General features: G+C 37.4%; 17 protein-coding genes. 14 read left to right on the forward strand and 3 right to left on the reverse strand.

Annotated elements, in window-relative coordinates:
• Positions 1-2: 2 nt before the first annotated feature.
• Genes ACQR30_RS02625 through ACQR30_RS02635 form a run of 3 tightly spaced genes read left to right on the forward strand, consistent with a single transcriptional unit; the run spans position 3 to position 802 of the window.
• Positions 3-95: a helix-turn-helix domain-containing protein gene (locus ACQR30_RS02625; protein ID WP_429730889.1), complete on the forward strand. Its 93-nt coding sequence runs from the start codon at positions 3-5 to the stop codon at positions 93-95.
• A gap of 54 nt (positions 96-149) precedes the next feature.
• Positions 150-509, forward strand: coding sequence for a response regulator (locus tag ACQR30_RS02630; RefSeq protein WP_429730844.1), 360 nt, complete (start codon positions 150-152; stop codon positions 507-509).
• A 41-nt stretch (positions 510-550) separates the two neighbouring features.
• Positions 551-802, forward strand: a complete 252-nt coding sequence (locus ACQR30_RS02635; protein WP_429730847.1) for a histidine kinase dimerization/phospho-acceptor domain-containing protein — start codon at positions 551-553, stop codon at positions 800-802.
• A 206-nt stretch (positions 803-1,008) separates the two neighbouring features.
• Here the strand turns inward: ACQR30_RS02635 and ACQR30_RS02640 are convergent, their stop codons facing one another.
• The gene (locus tag ACQR30_RS02640; protein WP_429730850.1) at positions 1,009-1,746 is read right to left on the reverse strand and encodes a DNA-formamidopyrimidine glycosylase family protein; all 738 of its coding nucleotides are present in this window, start codon (positions 1,744-1,746) and stop codon (positions 1,009-1,011) included.
• 20 nt (positions 1,747-1,766) lie between these two features.
• Positions 1,767-1,967, reverse strand: a complete 201-nt coding sequence (locus tag ACQR30_RS02645; protein WP_429730853.1) for a lmo0937 family membrane protein — start codon at positions 1,965-1,967, stop codon at positions 1,767-1,769.
• A 592-nt stretch (positions 1,968-2,559) separates the two neighbouring features.
• Here ACQR30_RS02645 and ACQR30_RS02650 point away from each other — a divergent pair.
• From ACQR30_RS02650 to ACQR30_RS02660, 3 genes are all read left to right on the forward strand, one after another.
• Positions 2,560-3,264, forward strand: a complete 705-nt coding sequence (locus ACQR30_RS02650; protein ID WP_429730856.1) for an SMUG2 DNA glycosylase family protein — start codon at positions 2,560-2,562, stop codon at positions 3,262-3,264.
• A gap of 93 nt (positions 3,265-3,357) precedes the next feature.
• On the forward strand, positions 3,358-4,404 hold the full coding sequence (locus tag ACQR30_RS02655) for an agmatinase family protein (RefSeq protein WP_429730859.1): 1,047 nt from the start codon (positions 3,358-3,360) through the stop codon (positions 4,402-4,404).
• A gap of 4 nt (positions 4,405-4,408) precedes the next feature.
• Entirely contained in the window at positions 4,409-4,963 is a 555-nt protein-coding gene (locus tag ACQR30_RS02660) for a hypothetical protein (protein WP_429730863.1), read from the forward strand.
• Between the two features lie 89 nt (positions 4,964-5,052).
• Here the strand turns inward: ACQR30_RS02660 and ACQR30_RS02665 are convergent, their stop codons facing one another.
• Entirely contained in the window at positions 5,053-5,844 is a 792-nt protein-coding gene (locus tag ACQR30_RS02665; RefSeq protein WP_429730866.1) for a Ku protein, read from the reverse strand.
• A gap of 560 nt (positions 5,845-6,404) precedes the next feature.
• Between ACQR30_RS02665 and ACQR30_RS02670 the strand changes: the two genes are divergently transcribed.
• The 8 genes from ACQR30_RS02670 to ACQR30_RS02705 all read left to right on the forward strand — a co-directional run.
• Positions 6,405-7,160 (forward strand): DUF72 domain-containing protein, encoded by a 756-nt coding sequence (locus tag ACQR30_RS02670; protein WP_429730869.1) that lies wholly within the window; start codon positions 6,405-6,407, stop codon positions 7,158-7,160.
• Between the two features lie 242 nt (positions 7,161-7,402).
• Positions 7,403-7,942, forward strand: coding sequence for a ferritin-like domain-containing protein (locus ACQR30_RS02675; RefSeq protein WP_429730871.1), 540 nt, complete (start codon positions 7,403-7,405; stop codon positions 7,940-7,942).
• A gap of 112 nt (positions 7,943-8,054) precedes the next feature.
• Positions 8,055-8,519 (forward strand): hypothetical protein, encoded by a 465-nt coding sequence (locus tag ACQR30_RS02680; RefSeq protein WP_429730874.1) that lies wholly within the window; start codon positions 8,055-8,057, stop codon positions 8,517-8,519.
• Between the two features lie 95 nt (positions 8,520-8,614).
• Positions 8,615-8,866, forward strand: coding sequence for a DUF6496 domain-containing protein (locus ACQR30_RS02685; RefSeq protein ID WP_429730877.1), 252 nt, complete (start codon positions 8,615-8,617; stop codon positions 8,864-8,866).
• Between the two features lie 347 nt (positions 8,867-9,213).
• On the forward strand, positions 9,214-10,992 hold the full coding sequence (locus ACQR30_RS02690; RefSeq protein ID WP_429730880.1) for a thiamine pyrophosphate-requiring protein: 1,779 nt from the start codon (positions 9,214-9,216) through the stop codon (positions 10,990-10,992).
• Between the two features lies 1 nt (position 10,993).
• Positions 10,994-12,121 carry an enolase C-terminal domain-like protein gene (locus ACQR30_RS02695; protein WP_429730883.1) on the forward strand — a complete coding sequence of 376 codons (1,128 nt, stop codon included), beginning with the start codon at positions 10,994-10,996 and terminating at the stop codon, positions 12,119-12,121.
• A gap of 130 nt (positions 12,122-12,251) precedes the next feature.
• Positions 12,252-15,383 carry an FAD-binding and (Fe-S)-binding domain-containing protein gene (locus tag ACQR30_RS02700; protein WP_429730886.1) on the forward strand — a complete coding sequence of 1,044 codons (3,132 nt, stop codon included), beginning with the start codon at positions 12,252-12,254 and terminating at the stop codon, positions 15,381-15,383.
• A 140-nt stretch (positions 15,384-15,523) separates the two neighbouring features.
• Positions 15,524-15,688 (forward strand): PCC domain-containing protein (locus tag ACQR30_RS02705; protein ID WP_429730892.1); only part of this gene is annotated, 165 nt, incomplete at its 3' end.

Below are 15,688 nucleotides of genomic sequence, written 5' to 3' on the forward strand. Positions count from 1 at the left end.
GCGTGAAATATAATAAGTCGAGGGCTGCTGAAATCTTGAAAATTGACCGTAAAACGCTTTATAACAAATTAAAGGAAATGGGGAAAGAATTCTAGAGAAAAGAATAAAATTTTGATATTCCAGATTTTTCGTTTATTAAATTATTTGTTATGAAAAAGTGTATTTTAATTTATGAAGATGATGATGAAATATCTGAACTGTGTAAGCTTCTTATCAGTACTGCTAATAGAAAAGTGGTGACACTAGCGAGATGCACAAATGTGGTGGCAGACATTCAAAAATATTTTCCGGATCTTATTTTGATGGACTTGTGGATTCCGGAAATTGGTGGTGAGAAAGCGATTATTTTAATTAAAGAAAATCCCGATATTTGCCATATCCCAGTAGTGGTTTTTTCGGCAAATAACAATATCGAAGCCATTAGTAAGAAAGTGAAGGCCAATGCTTTTTTAAAAAAGCCATTTGATATTTCTGTTATGAAACAATTGATCGACAAGTTGCTGCTGTAGCAGATAAATAAAGCATTCTCTAAAATTGTAAACCAAAATTTATGAACCAAAATGAAGCAAAAAACTTAAACAAGAAATTGCTGGATATTAGAGCAGCCATGACTAAATTGAATGAAAAACTAGTACACGATTTACGCTCTCCCTTAACGGTCATAACATTACAAGCAGAACTAATGAAATTAGAGGGTGCTCTACCCGCCCATGCCGTGGAGATGTGCATACGTATTGTAGAATCGGGTAGGAAAATAGATGCAATACTTGCCGAGTATCTGGTGACATCCTCTTCAATATAACTGTTACTGAATAATATTCTCATGAACTACAAAGAAACTAAAGTCTTTTGGTTCTGCTACCATTTGTTCGATGTCTATGGGAAAGTTAGCAGTTTTCCTTCCCGATCAAAAGTATAGACGCAGCTCTCTTACAGGGTTTTCTTCTTCTGCCTATCCATATAAAAATAAGGGCTTACATGCCAAAAAAAGCGAAAGATTTCTGTATTCTACTGCTCATTATATAAAATTTGGCAGTTGCTGCAATAAAAAGTTCTTCTTTTAAATTTTCCTAAATAGGCTCGTTTAAAAGCAATATTACATCTCGGACATATAGTTCTATTATGTGCTTGCCAATGTTTTTTTAATTCAAAATTTTTCTTCCATTTTAGAAAATCGAAAGCATAGCTTCTGGTGGCGTCAATAAGGCTTTCTAGCTGGACAACGTTTAAATCTTCTATTTTATTTAATGGATGAAGTCGTTCTCTAAATAGTACCTCATTTTTAATAATATTGCCACTACCAGCAAAAATATCCTGGGTTAGAAGCGCGTCGCAGACAAGTAAGGAGGGTGTTTTGAGCAATTTTACTTTTGCTGCGAGAGGATTCCAATGCTGGGATAAGATATCTGCTTCCCAATCATAAATTGAATCCAGGGGATCCTCCAGAAATTTTACGGAACAAGCATAAAAATTGATTAATCCATTTTCAAAATGTAAACTTAACCGAGGTTGTGCAGCTTTTGTTTCGTTGATTAAATAAGAACCAAATAATAAAAGATGTATTCGGACTGTGAAATCATCAAAGCAAATCAAAAACTGCTTTCCCCAGCTTTTAAAAGAGCGTACGGTACAATTAAGTAATCTCTCTTTAGATTGTTTGGTATTGCCTGTCACTTCCAATATTTTCTTCCCGCAAAATGGCTGGACAAGTTCTTTTAGAATGAGTATAGAGGGTCCTTCGGGCATAATAAGATTGATAAAGTAAATTAAAGGGGCGGACTATCTCTATATTTAAAAATATTTAAAAGTATAGCGAGGATGGCAAATAATATTAGAAGATGAATGGTAGGTCCTGCCGCCAAAAGGAAGAATCCAATTATCCAACTGATAATTAAAAGGAGTGCCATAATATATAAGAATATTGCCATTATCGATTTTTTTGTTAGAAAAGTAGAATGATTACCCATACCCTTAATTGTGTAACCAACCACAACAATTGGGACTGTATATCATTTATTTTTTTTGCGCAAAGAGGAGGGTTTTGCAGGGCTGATTTGTTTTTCATAGGAAATGTGTTTAAATTAGGTAAAAACTATTTGTCCAAAAGATTTTGAAACCGTTTTTTCTTATATTTAAAACAAAGTGTATTCCAATTCCCGATCGTTATTAGAATCGTTGAATTATTAGCTGTTAGAGGGACGTAGCGTGTACGATATTTTAACGAGCGGTCATCTCCGCATTTTGCAAGCTACAATTTGTAGAGAAAATTACCCATTTATACGCCTGCCTGCACCTTCTGTTCCGTATTTTCTGTTTTTTTGTCGCCTATTAGAAGTTGCATAGAGATCTCTAAAAATATAAAAATGAAAAATTGGTGGATGGGCAGATACAGCTATTATCTATAGTTCAACACAAAGTAGGCAAAAGTGAGGTAAGATTTTTTGCAAGAGCAGAAGTCCGTGAAACCGGAAGATGATTTGCCATCAGCTATTATTGATAGGTTCGCCAAATTTAACTATCTTAAAGCCGTATTTGAGGTAAGATGTAAAACAAACTTTTATGAATGATACTTTTGCCAGCAGGGCCATAAATTATAATAAGCATTTACGTTATTGTGGAGAATTACCCAATGGATTCCAGGTATTGAATCCTTATTTGGAAAGTCTTGAGACAATGGAGGTGATGCAGCAGTTCTATGAAAAATATTACAATGATTCTGCCACCAGAAAATTTATCATTGGTATAAATCCGGGTCGTCATGGCGGCGGGGTAACCGGTGTGCCTTTTACCGATACCAAGAGGTTGAAAAGTATCTGTGGCATTGAAATGAAATCTGCACAGACTCACGAATTATCCTCTGTTTTTTTTTATGATTTGATTGCCCAATATGGTGGGGCGGAAAGTTTTTATAAAGATATCTACATCAACTCATTGTTCCCCTTGGCTATTATTCGCCAAACAAAAGATGATAAATGGGTTAATGCAAACTATTATGATGATCCTGTTCTTTTTAAAATGCTAAAAGATTTTATGATTCATTCATTGAAAAAGATTATAGATCTGGGATTAGACACTTCAGAAGTTTTTGTATTGGGGAAGAAAAATGCTATTTTTTTTCAAAAATTAAACAATGAGGCAAAATTGTTTGGAAAATTCCAAATACTGGAGCATCCACGATACATTCAGCAATATAAACACAGCGAAAAAAACTGGTATATCGACAAATATATGAATGCACTCAATATGGCGAAAGAAAAACGTTAACTTTAACGTCGAAACAAAATCATAATTTATCGCCTATTTTCTTTTTGTTAATTAAAAGCAGAGTACCTTTGCGCCCTCAATTAAAAAATGATCATGGTAGATTTATCCGCCTTTGACCCTAATGATGTGTGTAATCCTGAAAACGGTCTTTTTGGATTGCCTTTTAATAGTGTGGAAGATGCTAAAGTGGTTGTGTTGCCTGTACCTTGGGAAGCTACTGTCACATACGGTAGCGGAACTGCTCGTTCTATTGACCCTATTTTAAAAGCAAGTCTGCAAATAGATTTATTCGACCCCGATTTCGGAGATACTTGGAAGAAAGGCTTTTATATGGCAGAACCTAACAAGAAAATACTCACCAAAAGTGATTATTTGCGAAAGGAGGCGGAGTTATTTGTAGATTACATTTGTCACGGAGAAGAAGTTGGTAAAAATAACTTCATGTGTAAAAGCATTCGGGAAATAAATGAAGGTGGAGTTTATCTTAATAAATGGGTCTACGAACAAGCAATAGATCTCTTAGGTCGAGGAAAATTAGTAGGTTTGTTAGGGGGGGATCATAGCACGTCTTTAGGTTTTATAAAAGCATTGAGTGAAACAAACAATAATTTTGCCGTTTTGCAAATAGATGCGCATTGCGATTTGCGTAAGGCTTATGAAGGCTTTACTTATTCTCATGCCTCTGTAATGTACAATGTGCTCAATGAAATACCACAAGTAAGTAAATTGGTTCAATTAGGCGTCAGAGAATTTTGTGAAGAAGAATGGAATTTCTTACAGCAGAATCAGGAAAGGGTTTATACTTTTTACGACAAAAAAGTAAAAGAGCGCATGTACGAAGGTGCGACTTGGGCAGCGATAACAGAAGAAATAATTGCACAACTACCAGAAAGGATTTATATCAGCTTTGATGTCGATGGTCTTGATCCAAAATTGTGTCCCAATACCGGACTACCGGTCCAAGGCGGCTTTGAAGCGGAGCAAATAATGTATTTAATAAAAAAAATAGTAGCCACTGGTAGAAAGGTTATTGGTTTCGATTTGGTAGAACTAGGGTCGAATAACAACATAATAGACGCAACTGTTGGCGCGCGTCTATTGTGGAATCTATGTAACTGGCTTTGTCTTAGCAATCAATAAAAATATGCCTTCAAAAGATTACGATTTTCTTGTCACGCTTAAAAAAAATGTAGATAGAAAGATAAATATTATCTCTCAGATACTACTTTTTATTGCTGCTTGTGTATTTACCTACATTGGCATTAGATTATTTATCGTTTCTGCAAAAGCAGCATGGGAACCGTTTGCAGTTGTGGGATTTATCGTGATATGGACGATTTATTGTGTAAGGTCTTCTAAACCAAAATTTTATAGGTTGGCATTACTAGTGGCTGGTGCATATTTTTTCTTTTCCCCCATTGGATTTTCTTGGATTGGTTTTTTATATTTAATTGCCGGATTGATGGAAAAGCAGGCAAAGTTCCCCCAGGAGATAGGCTTTGACAAAGAAGGTGTCACCGTCAATTCATTTCCCATAAAAAATTATATTTGGAGTGAACTAAATAATGTTGTGATTAAGGACAACTTACTTACCATCGATTTTAAGAATAATAGAATCTTTCAAAAAGAGATCCAAGATACTGTGTCTAAGGAAATTGAGGCGGAATTTAATACTTTCTGTAAAGAAAATATTAAATAGCCATGTCATCCAACTATTTACTACTCTGTGCGGGTTAACGCTTCCCCTCTCCCCTGAGAAAGGTTTCTGTTGTCCTCTAATATCTTTATTCATCCCCGATTTTTGTGAGTCGATTTTGCCTTTTTTTTAGGTATTGCGAGGCTTTGTTCTAATTGAGTAATCAAATCATCTGACGGACTGACCGTTTTGGCTTTAGAAACGGGTAATTTTTTGCCATTGGCTTTCGCTTTTATGAGTTTCATAAGTTTTATAGTGTAATCATCTTTAAAATCGGTTATATCAAAATGTCCTTGCAGGTTTTTTACCAAATCTTTTGCCATCGCTAGTTCCGCAGTTTTGGGCTTAGGCATATCCACTATAAATTCAGATGGGTCACGTATTTCATTTAAAAAGCGTAAAGTATGTAAAATGAGAATGCCTTGGGCTGAGCGCAAAAGGACTGGTCTTTCTTTGTTGCGTAAAACAAAGGTTCCCACCCCTGCCATTGCTGATTTGTTGAGTACTTCTTCTAAGAGGCTAAAAGCTCTTTCACCGCCTTTTGCCGGCTTTAAATAGTAGGCGCTGTCAAATAAAATAACATCTACATCTGAAGCTTTTACAAAAACCCGCAAATCAATCGTTTTAGTTTTTTCTGGACTGGCGTTTTCGAAATCTTTAGCTGAAAGTACCACGTATTTCCCGTTTAAATTATATCCTTTTACTATGTTGTTCCAGGCGACTTCTTTTCCTGTATTTTCATTGACTCTTTTGAAATGTATATTAGATAAATCTTTTTTATCCAACATGTCAAAGTCTAAAGCCCTGTCCTGCACTGCGGAAAATAATTTAATGGGGATATTCACTAATCCCAAAGCGACAGATCCTGTCCAAATAGATCGCATATCATCATTTTTTAGTGTTAATTATTTTATTTGTCTATACCTTCTTAGTCTTTTTACAACCTTGGCCCTATTACGTCCTTTACTAAATATATCTTTTAAATATCGCCGCCTTCACTTAAAGGTTTCGATTAAAAAGATAATTTTTCCTCCACTGTAGCAAGGCTTTATTCAGAAGGATTAAAGAAGGACTTTTAAGTGTCATCCAGTTTTTGGGTGTTCTATTCATCTTCGGCCGAAAATTGATGAAGATGAAGCGCATTCTCTTTCTGTATTACATAGTTTCGCCTTCTTTCTTCGATGTAATTCATTACTGTAATATCGAGTCATAATTTATTTTATGAATAAACAAATTCCTGCTTAGCAAGGCCCCTTTAATTCTTAGTTGCGTAATTTTCTGCCCTTTAATCCTTTAATGCTTTTACACTTTATGCTTCCAACAGGTATGCCAATTTCCGGATGGCGTGATCATTGGATATTTGAAAATGGGTGTAGGAATTGGAGTTAATATGTGTCTAATTCAAATTATTATCATTTTTATTTACATCTTAAATTTTTGTCTTTTGAAAAATGATATAAGAAATAAAGGAAAAAATATTTCGCAAAATTTTATTGGTACTTCGGGGTGGCAGTACAGGCATTGGCGAGAAAATTTTTACCCTGCATCCATACAGGTAAAAGATCAGTTTAGCTATTACCGATCGCAGTTTAATACGGTTGAGCTAAATGCTTCATTCTATCATGTACCGCTAAAAAAAACTTTTGAAAATTGGGCAAGTGCGGTAGAGGATGATTTTTTGTTTTCGGTTAAGGCAAATCGATACTTTACTCATTTGAAAAAATTACAAGTCCGCTGGGAAGACTTGGAGCCTTTTCTCAACAAGACTTTGGCTTTAGAAAAGCATCTCGGCCCCATTTTGTTCCAACTTCCGCCAAGCTGGAAAATTGATATAGAGCGTTTAAATCACTTTCTTAATTTGCTTCCTTCTACCGTGAAAACTACTTTTGAATTTCGAAATCAAACTTGGTATCAGGAAGAAGTGTATGAACTGCTGTCTTCACACCAATCGGCATTTTGCATTTATGATTTAGGCGGACACTTTTCCCCTAAAATTGTGACGGCCCCTTTTGTGTATATTCGTTTACATGGGCCGGAAGGCAAATACCAGGGCTTTTATCAAAAGGATTTTCTAGAGCAAATGGCGCAATACATACATAATTGGAACGCTGAACAAAGAGACGTATATGTCTATTTTGACAATGACATGCAAGGATACGCGCCAAAGAATGCATTGATGCTCAGAAAAATTCTTTCGTAAAAAATAAAAGACATTTACGAGAGATGAGAACGCAACATAATGTAGAATTCATTCCACACATTGACGCTGCCCTTACTTTGCCCTGTTTTTCACTTTTTTATTTTAACAATCCTCTATACCGTTTTAAGGTATTGATAATCATAATAATTTTTAAAATTTGGTCCACTTTCCATTCTTAGGAATATTCTTTGTTCTTAGTTCTATCGGATGCAAGAAACTTTTTAACCTAAAAAACATATACTATGGAAAACAGTGCTGTGACATTCCCGTCGACACTCAAATGGGACGAGAATTCTAAATTTTATCATTTATTTCTGGATGGAATAAAAGATATCTATTGGGCCGAAAAAGAGATGGTCGATTCATTGCCCGATATGCAGGATGCTGCGACCTCTGCCGAATTGAAATCGGCTCTCGGTATGCATTTGAACGAAACTATTGGACACGTTTCAAGACTTGAAAAGGTTTTTTCATTAATGAAGTTGGAGCCTGATTCCAAAAAGTGTAAAGCAATGGCAGGTTTAATGAGAGAAGCCCGTGAATTAATTTCAGATACAGAGGACGATTCGATGGTGCGTGATTGTGCCATTATTTTTGCTGCTCAAAAAATTGAACATTATGAAATCGGCACCTATGGTACGCTTTGTCGTTGGGCTAAGCAAATGGGAAAACTTGATATTGCCGGATTACTCTATCATAATTTATCAGAGGAAAAAGAGGCTGATGAAAAACTCACTGCTATAGCGGAATTAAATATTAATAACGAGGGAATTAATGAGTGACAAAACGGACAAAAGTAAATGCTTAAGTTTAAGCTATTGGCGGAAAGCAAATGAGAGAGACTTAGGCATTTATTTTTTAAATTAAAACAATTCATCTTTTTAATATTTAATCATGACTACCATCGAAAAAATGATAAAGATTATTCATCATCTTATTTCTCTAAATAGAAAAAGAGTAATTGCCTATAGTAAAGGAAGGGAGTTTGTCGACGCGGCCTTTTTGAAATCTTTTTTTTCTGATTGTGTTACATCTAGTGAAAAGAATATCGCCGATTTAAAAAGGGTAGCTAAAGATTTCAACAAAAGCCTTGAGGTGGCAAACGAAGGTGAGTTTAGTAATATTTTGATTAAATGGTTTGAGGGAATAAAATTACACGCTGCCGCTCTCGAAACGCAATCTTTGTTAATGCACTTTAATAAGGTTGAGGATGTATGTCTGAAAAATTACAATCGGGAGTTAAATCATAATGGGTTTGAATCTTTTAATGATTTGTCCGCCGTGCTTTTAGACCAGAAAAAATCTTTTTTGACCGCAAAGATCAAAATAAAAGATTTATTGACAGTAATGGTAAATTGAAAAAGCCCCCTTATGGTAAGCTGTCCACTATTATCAAAAATTTCTTATTAAAATAGTTTATTTATGCTGCTTTTGATTTCTTTCATTTTAGTGAAATGAAAGTACTGAATTTATATTTTATGAATCTAAAAAAATTAATCATGGCAAAGTATTCAAAAGAATCTCAGCACAAAGTTGAAAAGACAATGAAAGAAATGAAAGAGGGAAAGCTTTATAGCGGTAAAAGTCATAAAAAGGTTACTAATCCCAAGCAAGCTGTTGCTATTGGTTTGTCAGAGGCGAGAGCAGAAGGAGAAAAGGTTCCCAAGAAAAAAGCTGCTACAAAGAAGGATAAAAATAAAAAATAGAAAAATGATTATTTCTTATTTAATATTTGATCCGATTGGGCATTTAGATTTTAAAATGCTTTATTAAGCTTTATCTCCCGATTGAATATATAATGACCAAGTGGTCTGGGTCTCTCAGAGAAGCCGACCGGCAAGTAATGATTACTTTTAAAATGTTTCCGGTCATTCTATAGTTTCTATCTCCTTCTAATTAGGATTATTAATAATCCATGGTGAACTGGTACCAAATCATCGATCAGTTTTGGTGAGCGATTAATTATTTATTTTCTCTTCTCTACATATATAAATTTCCCAATTTTAACTGGGGTGAACTTGAAAAATTTAGGTATATCCATAAAAAATAAAAAATGAAACAACTTACGAGTGATTATATCATTTCCCGTTTAATCGATTGGAAGATAAATAGAATTTTCGGTTTTCCCGGCGATGGCATTAATGGACTGATGGGCGCATTAAACAGGGCAAAAGATAAAATAGATTTTATTCAAGTGAGACATGAGGAAAATGCCGCATTTATGGCTTGCGCTCATGCCAAATTTACAGGTGAAGTGGGAGTGTGCATGGCGACTTCCGGGCCAGGTGCGATACATTTGTTAAACGGATTGTATGATGCTAAAATGGATCACCAACCAGTGCTCGCAATCGTAGGGCAACAAGCAAGAGCGGCAATTGGCGGCAGTTATCAGCAGGAGGTGGATTTGGATTCCCTGTTTAAAGATGTAGCTTGTCAATACGTTCATACTGCGATGGTTCCCGAACAGATAAGACATCTGGTCGACAGGGCGGTCCGCATTGCTAAAACCACGCGTTCGGTTACTTGTATCATTATTCCGAATGATTTACAGGAGTCAAAATATGAAGAACCGCCTAGAGCTCACGGTACACTTAACTCAGGGCTTAATTATTCAGTACCGCTCATTGTGCCTTTGCAAAGTGATTTACAAAAGGCCGCTGACATTTTAAATAAGGGAGAAAAAGTTTCAATGCTTGTTGGTGCAGGCGCATTCGGCGCGGAGGACGAAGTGATCCAGGTGGCTGAGTTGTTGGGTGCGGGCGTCGCTAAAGCGCTCCTTGGCAAAGCTGTATTGCCCGACGATCTTCCTTATGTCACCGGTTCAATTGGATTACTCGGTACTAAGCCCAGTTGGGATATGATGATGGATTGCGATACATTATTGATGATTGGTTCTAGCTTTCCTTATTCAGAATTTTTGCCAAAAGTTGACAACGCGAAAGGAGTGCAAATAGACATTGATGGTAAGATGCTTGGGATTCGTTTCCCAATGGAGGTAAATCTGCAGGGTGACAGTAAAAGAACCCTTCAAGCATTAATTCCTTTACTTAAGAGAAAAGAAGACAGAAGCTGGCGCAAAACAATCGAAGATAATATAAGAGAATGGTGGGAAGTTCTTGAGGCGCGCGCAATGCATGATGGCGATCCTATAAATCCAGAAAGAATATTTTGGGAATTATCAAAACACCTGCCTGACGATTGTATTCTTACGTCTGACTCTGGTTCATCTGCTAATTGGTTTGCCAGAGATTTAAAAATACGTAAAGGGATGAAGGCATCTTTATCCGGCAATCTCGCTACTATGTGTCCGGGAGTTCCGTATGCTATTGCGGCCAAGTTTGCCTATCCCGGAAGAATGCCCATTGCACTAGTAGGGGATGGAGCTATGCAAATGCTCGGCAATAACGGGCTAATAACCATTTCAAAATATTGGAAACAATGGCGTGATCCTCGACTTATGATTTTAGTTTTAAACAATCGCGATCTTAATCAGGTCACTTGGGAACAAAGAGTAATGGTGGGAGATCCAAAATTCGAAGCTAGCCAAGAAGTGCCGGATTTTCCGTATGCCGAATACGCTAAAATGCTGGGTCTCGCGGGAATAAAAGTGGATAAGGCTGAGGATATTACTTCGGCAATCGAATTTGCTCTTTCTCAAATGCGGCCTGTGGTGCTCGAGGCTTATACAGATCCAAATGTGCCACCCCTCCCGCCCCATATCACTCTTAAGCAGGCAAAGAATTTTTCAGAATCTGCAATAGAAGATCCTGATAAATGGGAAATGATAAAAGATACATGGAAGGAAGAGATTGCCACGCTATTTCATAAGTAAAATGGAAGAAGAATATTATAGCTTGACGAAGGGGGCAGAATCGTTTTTAATTAAGTATTTAAGCGTTTCTGCGTATACCATTCCCACGGACGGCCCAGAGTCAGACGGAACTATTGAATGGGATAGCACAACGATGATCCTGGTAGAAATAGAAGCTGGCGGAAAAATGGGTATTGGCTACAGTTATGCGGATATTTCCTCCGCATATTTCATCGAAAAAAGGTTAAAGGCGCTAGTGATTGGTAAAAATGCAATGGATATTCCCTATATATTGAAATCTCTGACGGATAGTACACGAAACAACGGTAATTGCGGGATTATTTCCATGGCTATTTCCGCAGTGGATAATGCCCTGTGGGACTTAAAAGCAAAGCTTCTTGGCTTGTCATTGACTTTACTTTTGGGCAAAGTGCGTGACGATTTTCCGATTTATGGAAGTGGAGGTTTTACCTCATATTCTATCGAAATGCTACAAAAACAATTATCTGGATGGGCCGAAAAAGGTATCAAGCAAGTAAAGATGAAAATAGGCCGGGAACCTGATAAGGATTTTTACAGGGTAAAAAAAGCAAGAGAAGCTGTCGGTACAAAAGTAGAATTGTTTGTAGATGCCAACGGTGCATATTCCACAAAACAAGCCTTAAAAATGGCTCAGCAATTTGCTGACCTTGGGGTAACCTGGTTCGAAGAACCTCGTCCCTCCGACGACTTACATGGACTGCATTTGATTCGCGAACATAGCTCATCCGCAACAATGAATATAGCGGCAGGTGAATATGGGTACAATCTGCCCTACTTTGAACAAATGCTTGCCGCGCAATGTGTGGATGTGCTGCAGGCAGATGCAACACGTTGTGGCGGCATTTCTACTTTTTTGAAGGTTGGTCACACCTGTGAAGCTCATCAATTGCCTTTTTCTTCTCATTGCGCACCGACACTTCATTTACAGGCGGGGCTGTCATTACCTTCTTTTTTTATCGCCGAATATTTTTATGACCATGTAAGAATAGAAAACATGCTTTTTGATGGGGTGCCTCAGCCTCTGGATGGAGCGTTGTATCCAGATTTGAGCCGTCCTGGGCTTGGTTTTGAATTCAAGTATGCCGATGCAGAAAAATATAAAGTATAGCGTTTTTTACTATAACATTCAACATATCTTAAATAAAAAGAGAATCTCGGGAAGGAAAAAATAGTGATAATAACATATACCAGATTATAAATGTAACGGAATTTTATCTTTTCATGAATTAATTTTTTTTATGCCTACAAATGAAACATTGTATAATTTAAATTACGAAACAAAATATTCTCAAGGAATAGATATAGTTTCAATGGAAGCGGAATTAATCGCAAAAGTTACTGGAGAAGTACGCTTTGATTATGGTACCAAAGCACTATACGCAACCGACGCCTCTAACTATCGACAAGTTCCTATTGGAGTCGTGCTTCCCAAAAGTGAAGAAGATATTATAAATACGATAGCTATTTGCAGAAAATATCATGCGCCGGTTTTATCAAGGGGTGGTGGTACAAGCCTCACAGGTGCTTGTTGTAACGTAGCCGTGATAATGGATATGACCAAATATTATAATAAAATTTTAAAAATTGATCAAGAAAAGAAAACGGTCACAGTTCAGCCCGGTATTGTGTTGGATGAAATGCGCAAAGCTACACGAGAACAAGCCGGTCTTACATTTGGTCCGGACCCGGCCACACACAGCCATTGCGCCATTGGGGGGATGCTGGGAAATGACTCCTGTGGTATACATTCCGTGATGTCCCAATTTTATGGATATGGTGCCCGCACAGCGGACAACACAGCATCTCTTACAATCCTTACTTACGATGGGGTTAAAATGAAAATCGGCCCGACATCTGATGAGGAACTAAAGTTGATAATACAGAAAGGAGGTAGAAGGGGAGAAATTTATCGACAGTTAAAGGATCTGGGAGAAAAATATGCCGATGAGATTCGTGAAAAATTTCCTTCTATTCCGCGGCGCGTTTCGGGTTACAATTTGCCATCTTTGTTACCTGAGCATGGTTTCAATGTTGCCGAAGCAATAGTAGGTTCCGAAGGAACATGTGTGGTTGTCTTGGAGGCTGAAATGAAATTGATGCCGGAGCCGCAAGCGCGTTCCTTATTGGTTTTGGGTTATCCTGATATTTATGATGCTGGTCATGCCTGCCCCGACATAATGAAACATAAGCCTATTGGCCTTGAAGGTTTTGATGAAGTATTGATTCAATATATGAAAAATAAGGGACTAAACTTAGAAGATATTCCTTTATTGCCAAAAGGTGGTGGGTGGCTCTTGGTAGAGTTTGATGGCAAAGACAAGATCGAATCGGATAATAAGTGCAAAGCGGTAATGAAAGAATTGAAGAAGGGAAAAACGATACCCAATATGAGCCTTTTTGACGATCATGATCAAGAAAGAAAACTTTGGGAAATCAGAGAATCGGGCTTGGGTGCCACAGCGTTTGTTCCCTCTCTGCCAGACATGTGGACAGGTTGGGAAGATTCCGCAGTTTCCCCCGAAAAGGTGGGTGATTATCTAAAAGATCTCAAAGATTTATTTGACAAATATGACTATCACCCCTCTCTTTATGGCCATTTTGGGCAGGGCTGTATTCATTGTCGTGTTAATTTCGATATGGTAACGGAACCTGGGATAGAAAAGTATAAAAAATTTACAGAAGAAGCTGCTCGCCTTGTTGTAAGTTATGGTGGATCTCTTTCCGGCGAACACGGAGATGGCCAGTCTAGAGGTAGTTTGCTGGAAATAATGTATGGTGAAGAAATTATGAAAGCTTTTCACGAATTTAAAACAATTTGGGATCCACAATGGATGATGAATCCTGGGAAAGTAATTGATAGTTATGGACAATTGGCAGACTTAAGACTTGGTCCTTCTTATAATCCGCCTATTTCAAAAACTCATTTTCATTTTATGGATGATGATGATAAAGGAAGTTTTGCGCGTGCCACATTGCGTTGCGTGGGTGTGGGGAACTGCCGCCAGCATGAAGGAGGAACGATGTGTCCAAGTTATATGGTGACAAGAGAGGAAAAAGATAGTACCCGGGGGCGTGCCCATTTACTTTTCGAGATGTTGAATGGTAATGTCATAAAGGATGGTTGGTCAGACCAATATGTAAAGGAGTCGCTTGATTTATGCCTCGCCTGTAAAGGCTGCAAGGGGGATTGTCCCGTGAATGTAGATATCGCAACATTGAAAGCTGAATTTTTGTCGCATTATTATAAGAAGAAAAATAGACCCGCTTCTGCTTTTGCTTTTGGATGGATATATTGGTGGTCACGGTTGGCTTCTGTGATGCCCGGAATTGTTAATTTTGTAACTCATGCGCCTATTTTAAATAAGATATCGAAATCTTCTATTGGGATAACGCAAAAAAGAACTATTCCGACCTTTGCCCAACAAACTTTTAGAAACTGGTTTAATTCGAGAGATCCAAAAAACGGTGATAAGCCGAAAGTTATCCTATGGGTAGATACATGGAATAATTTCTTCAAACCCGAAACGTTGGTTGCGGCGCTGGAAGTATTAGAGGCGGCTGATTTTCATGTTATTATAGCTAAGAAAATTATGTGTTGTGGAAGACCTCTGTATGATTTTGGTATGTTGGATACCGCCAAAAAAATGTTACTGCAGATCTTAGATACACTGCGCGATGAAATAAGAGCAGGCACCCCCGTTATTGGATTAGAACCAAGTTGTGTCTCTGTTTTTCGGGACGAGCTCTGTGATCTTTTTCCTGCAAACGAAGATGCGAAACGGCTAAAAAAACAGACATTCACTCTGGCTGAATTTCTGGAAAAAGAGGCTTCGCATTTTAAAATACCACAATTAAAAAGAAATGCCCTTGTTCATGGACACTGTCATCATAAGGCTGTGATGAAAATGAAAAGTGAAGAAAATCTTTTGAAAAAAATGGGATTAAATTATACGATTGTGGACTCGGGATGTTGTGGTATGGCTGGCTATTTCGGATATCTTGAGGGTGATAAATATGAAGTTTCTATAAAAGCGGGAGAAAGAGTTTTGTTACCTACCGTTAGAAGTGCAGATAAAAGAACACTCATTATCGCCAATGGCTATAGCTGTCGTGAGCAGATAGAACAAATGACCGATAGAGCGGGAATGCATATAGCACAAGTATTACAAATGGCGCTGTATGAAAATGGTGGGGCGCCGAATAAAGAAACAAATTTTCCTGAAAAAAAATATATAGATGAAATGAAACTACACTCCATTAAACTTACCGTAAAAAGAATAGCCGGGTTGATATCAATAATCGGATTGGCAGTATTGAGTTATTCCTTATTTACAAAAAATAGGAAGGAAGATAAGGAGCATTGCCTGTGATGACAGCGTAGATTAAATGGGAAATATAGAGGGTCTTGTCGGTCGGACAGCGTCGAAAAGGACAGTTAGGAAATAATTTTTGAAATGTCTATTTTGCCAAGAGGCTTGAGCGGTAGCAATTTAGGAAAATATCGAGTAAAATGAAATACAAATTAATTAACAAAGGTGAGCAAAATACCTACGCCATTATTATGGATAGTGGAGATGAAGTGATGGAACAATTAATGGCCTTTGCGGAAAAAGAGAAATTGAATGCTTCACAGTTTACGGCTATTGGTGCTTTTATTGAAACAATTACAGGCTTT

Origin of the sequence: Arachidicoccus sp. (assembly GCF_050436765.1) — a bacterium.
GTDB lineage: Bacteria > Bacteroidota > Bacteroidia > Chitinophagales > Chitinophagaceae > Arachidicoccus.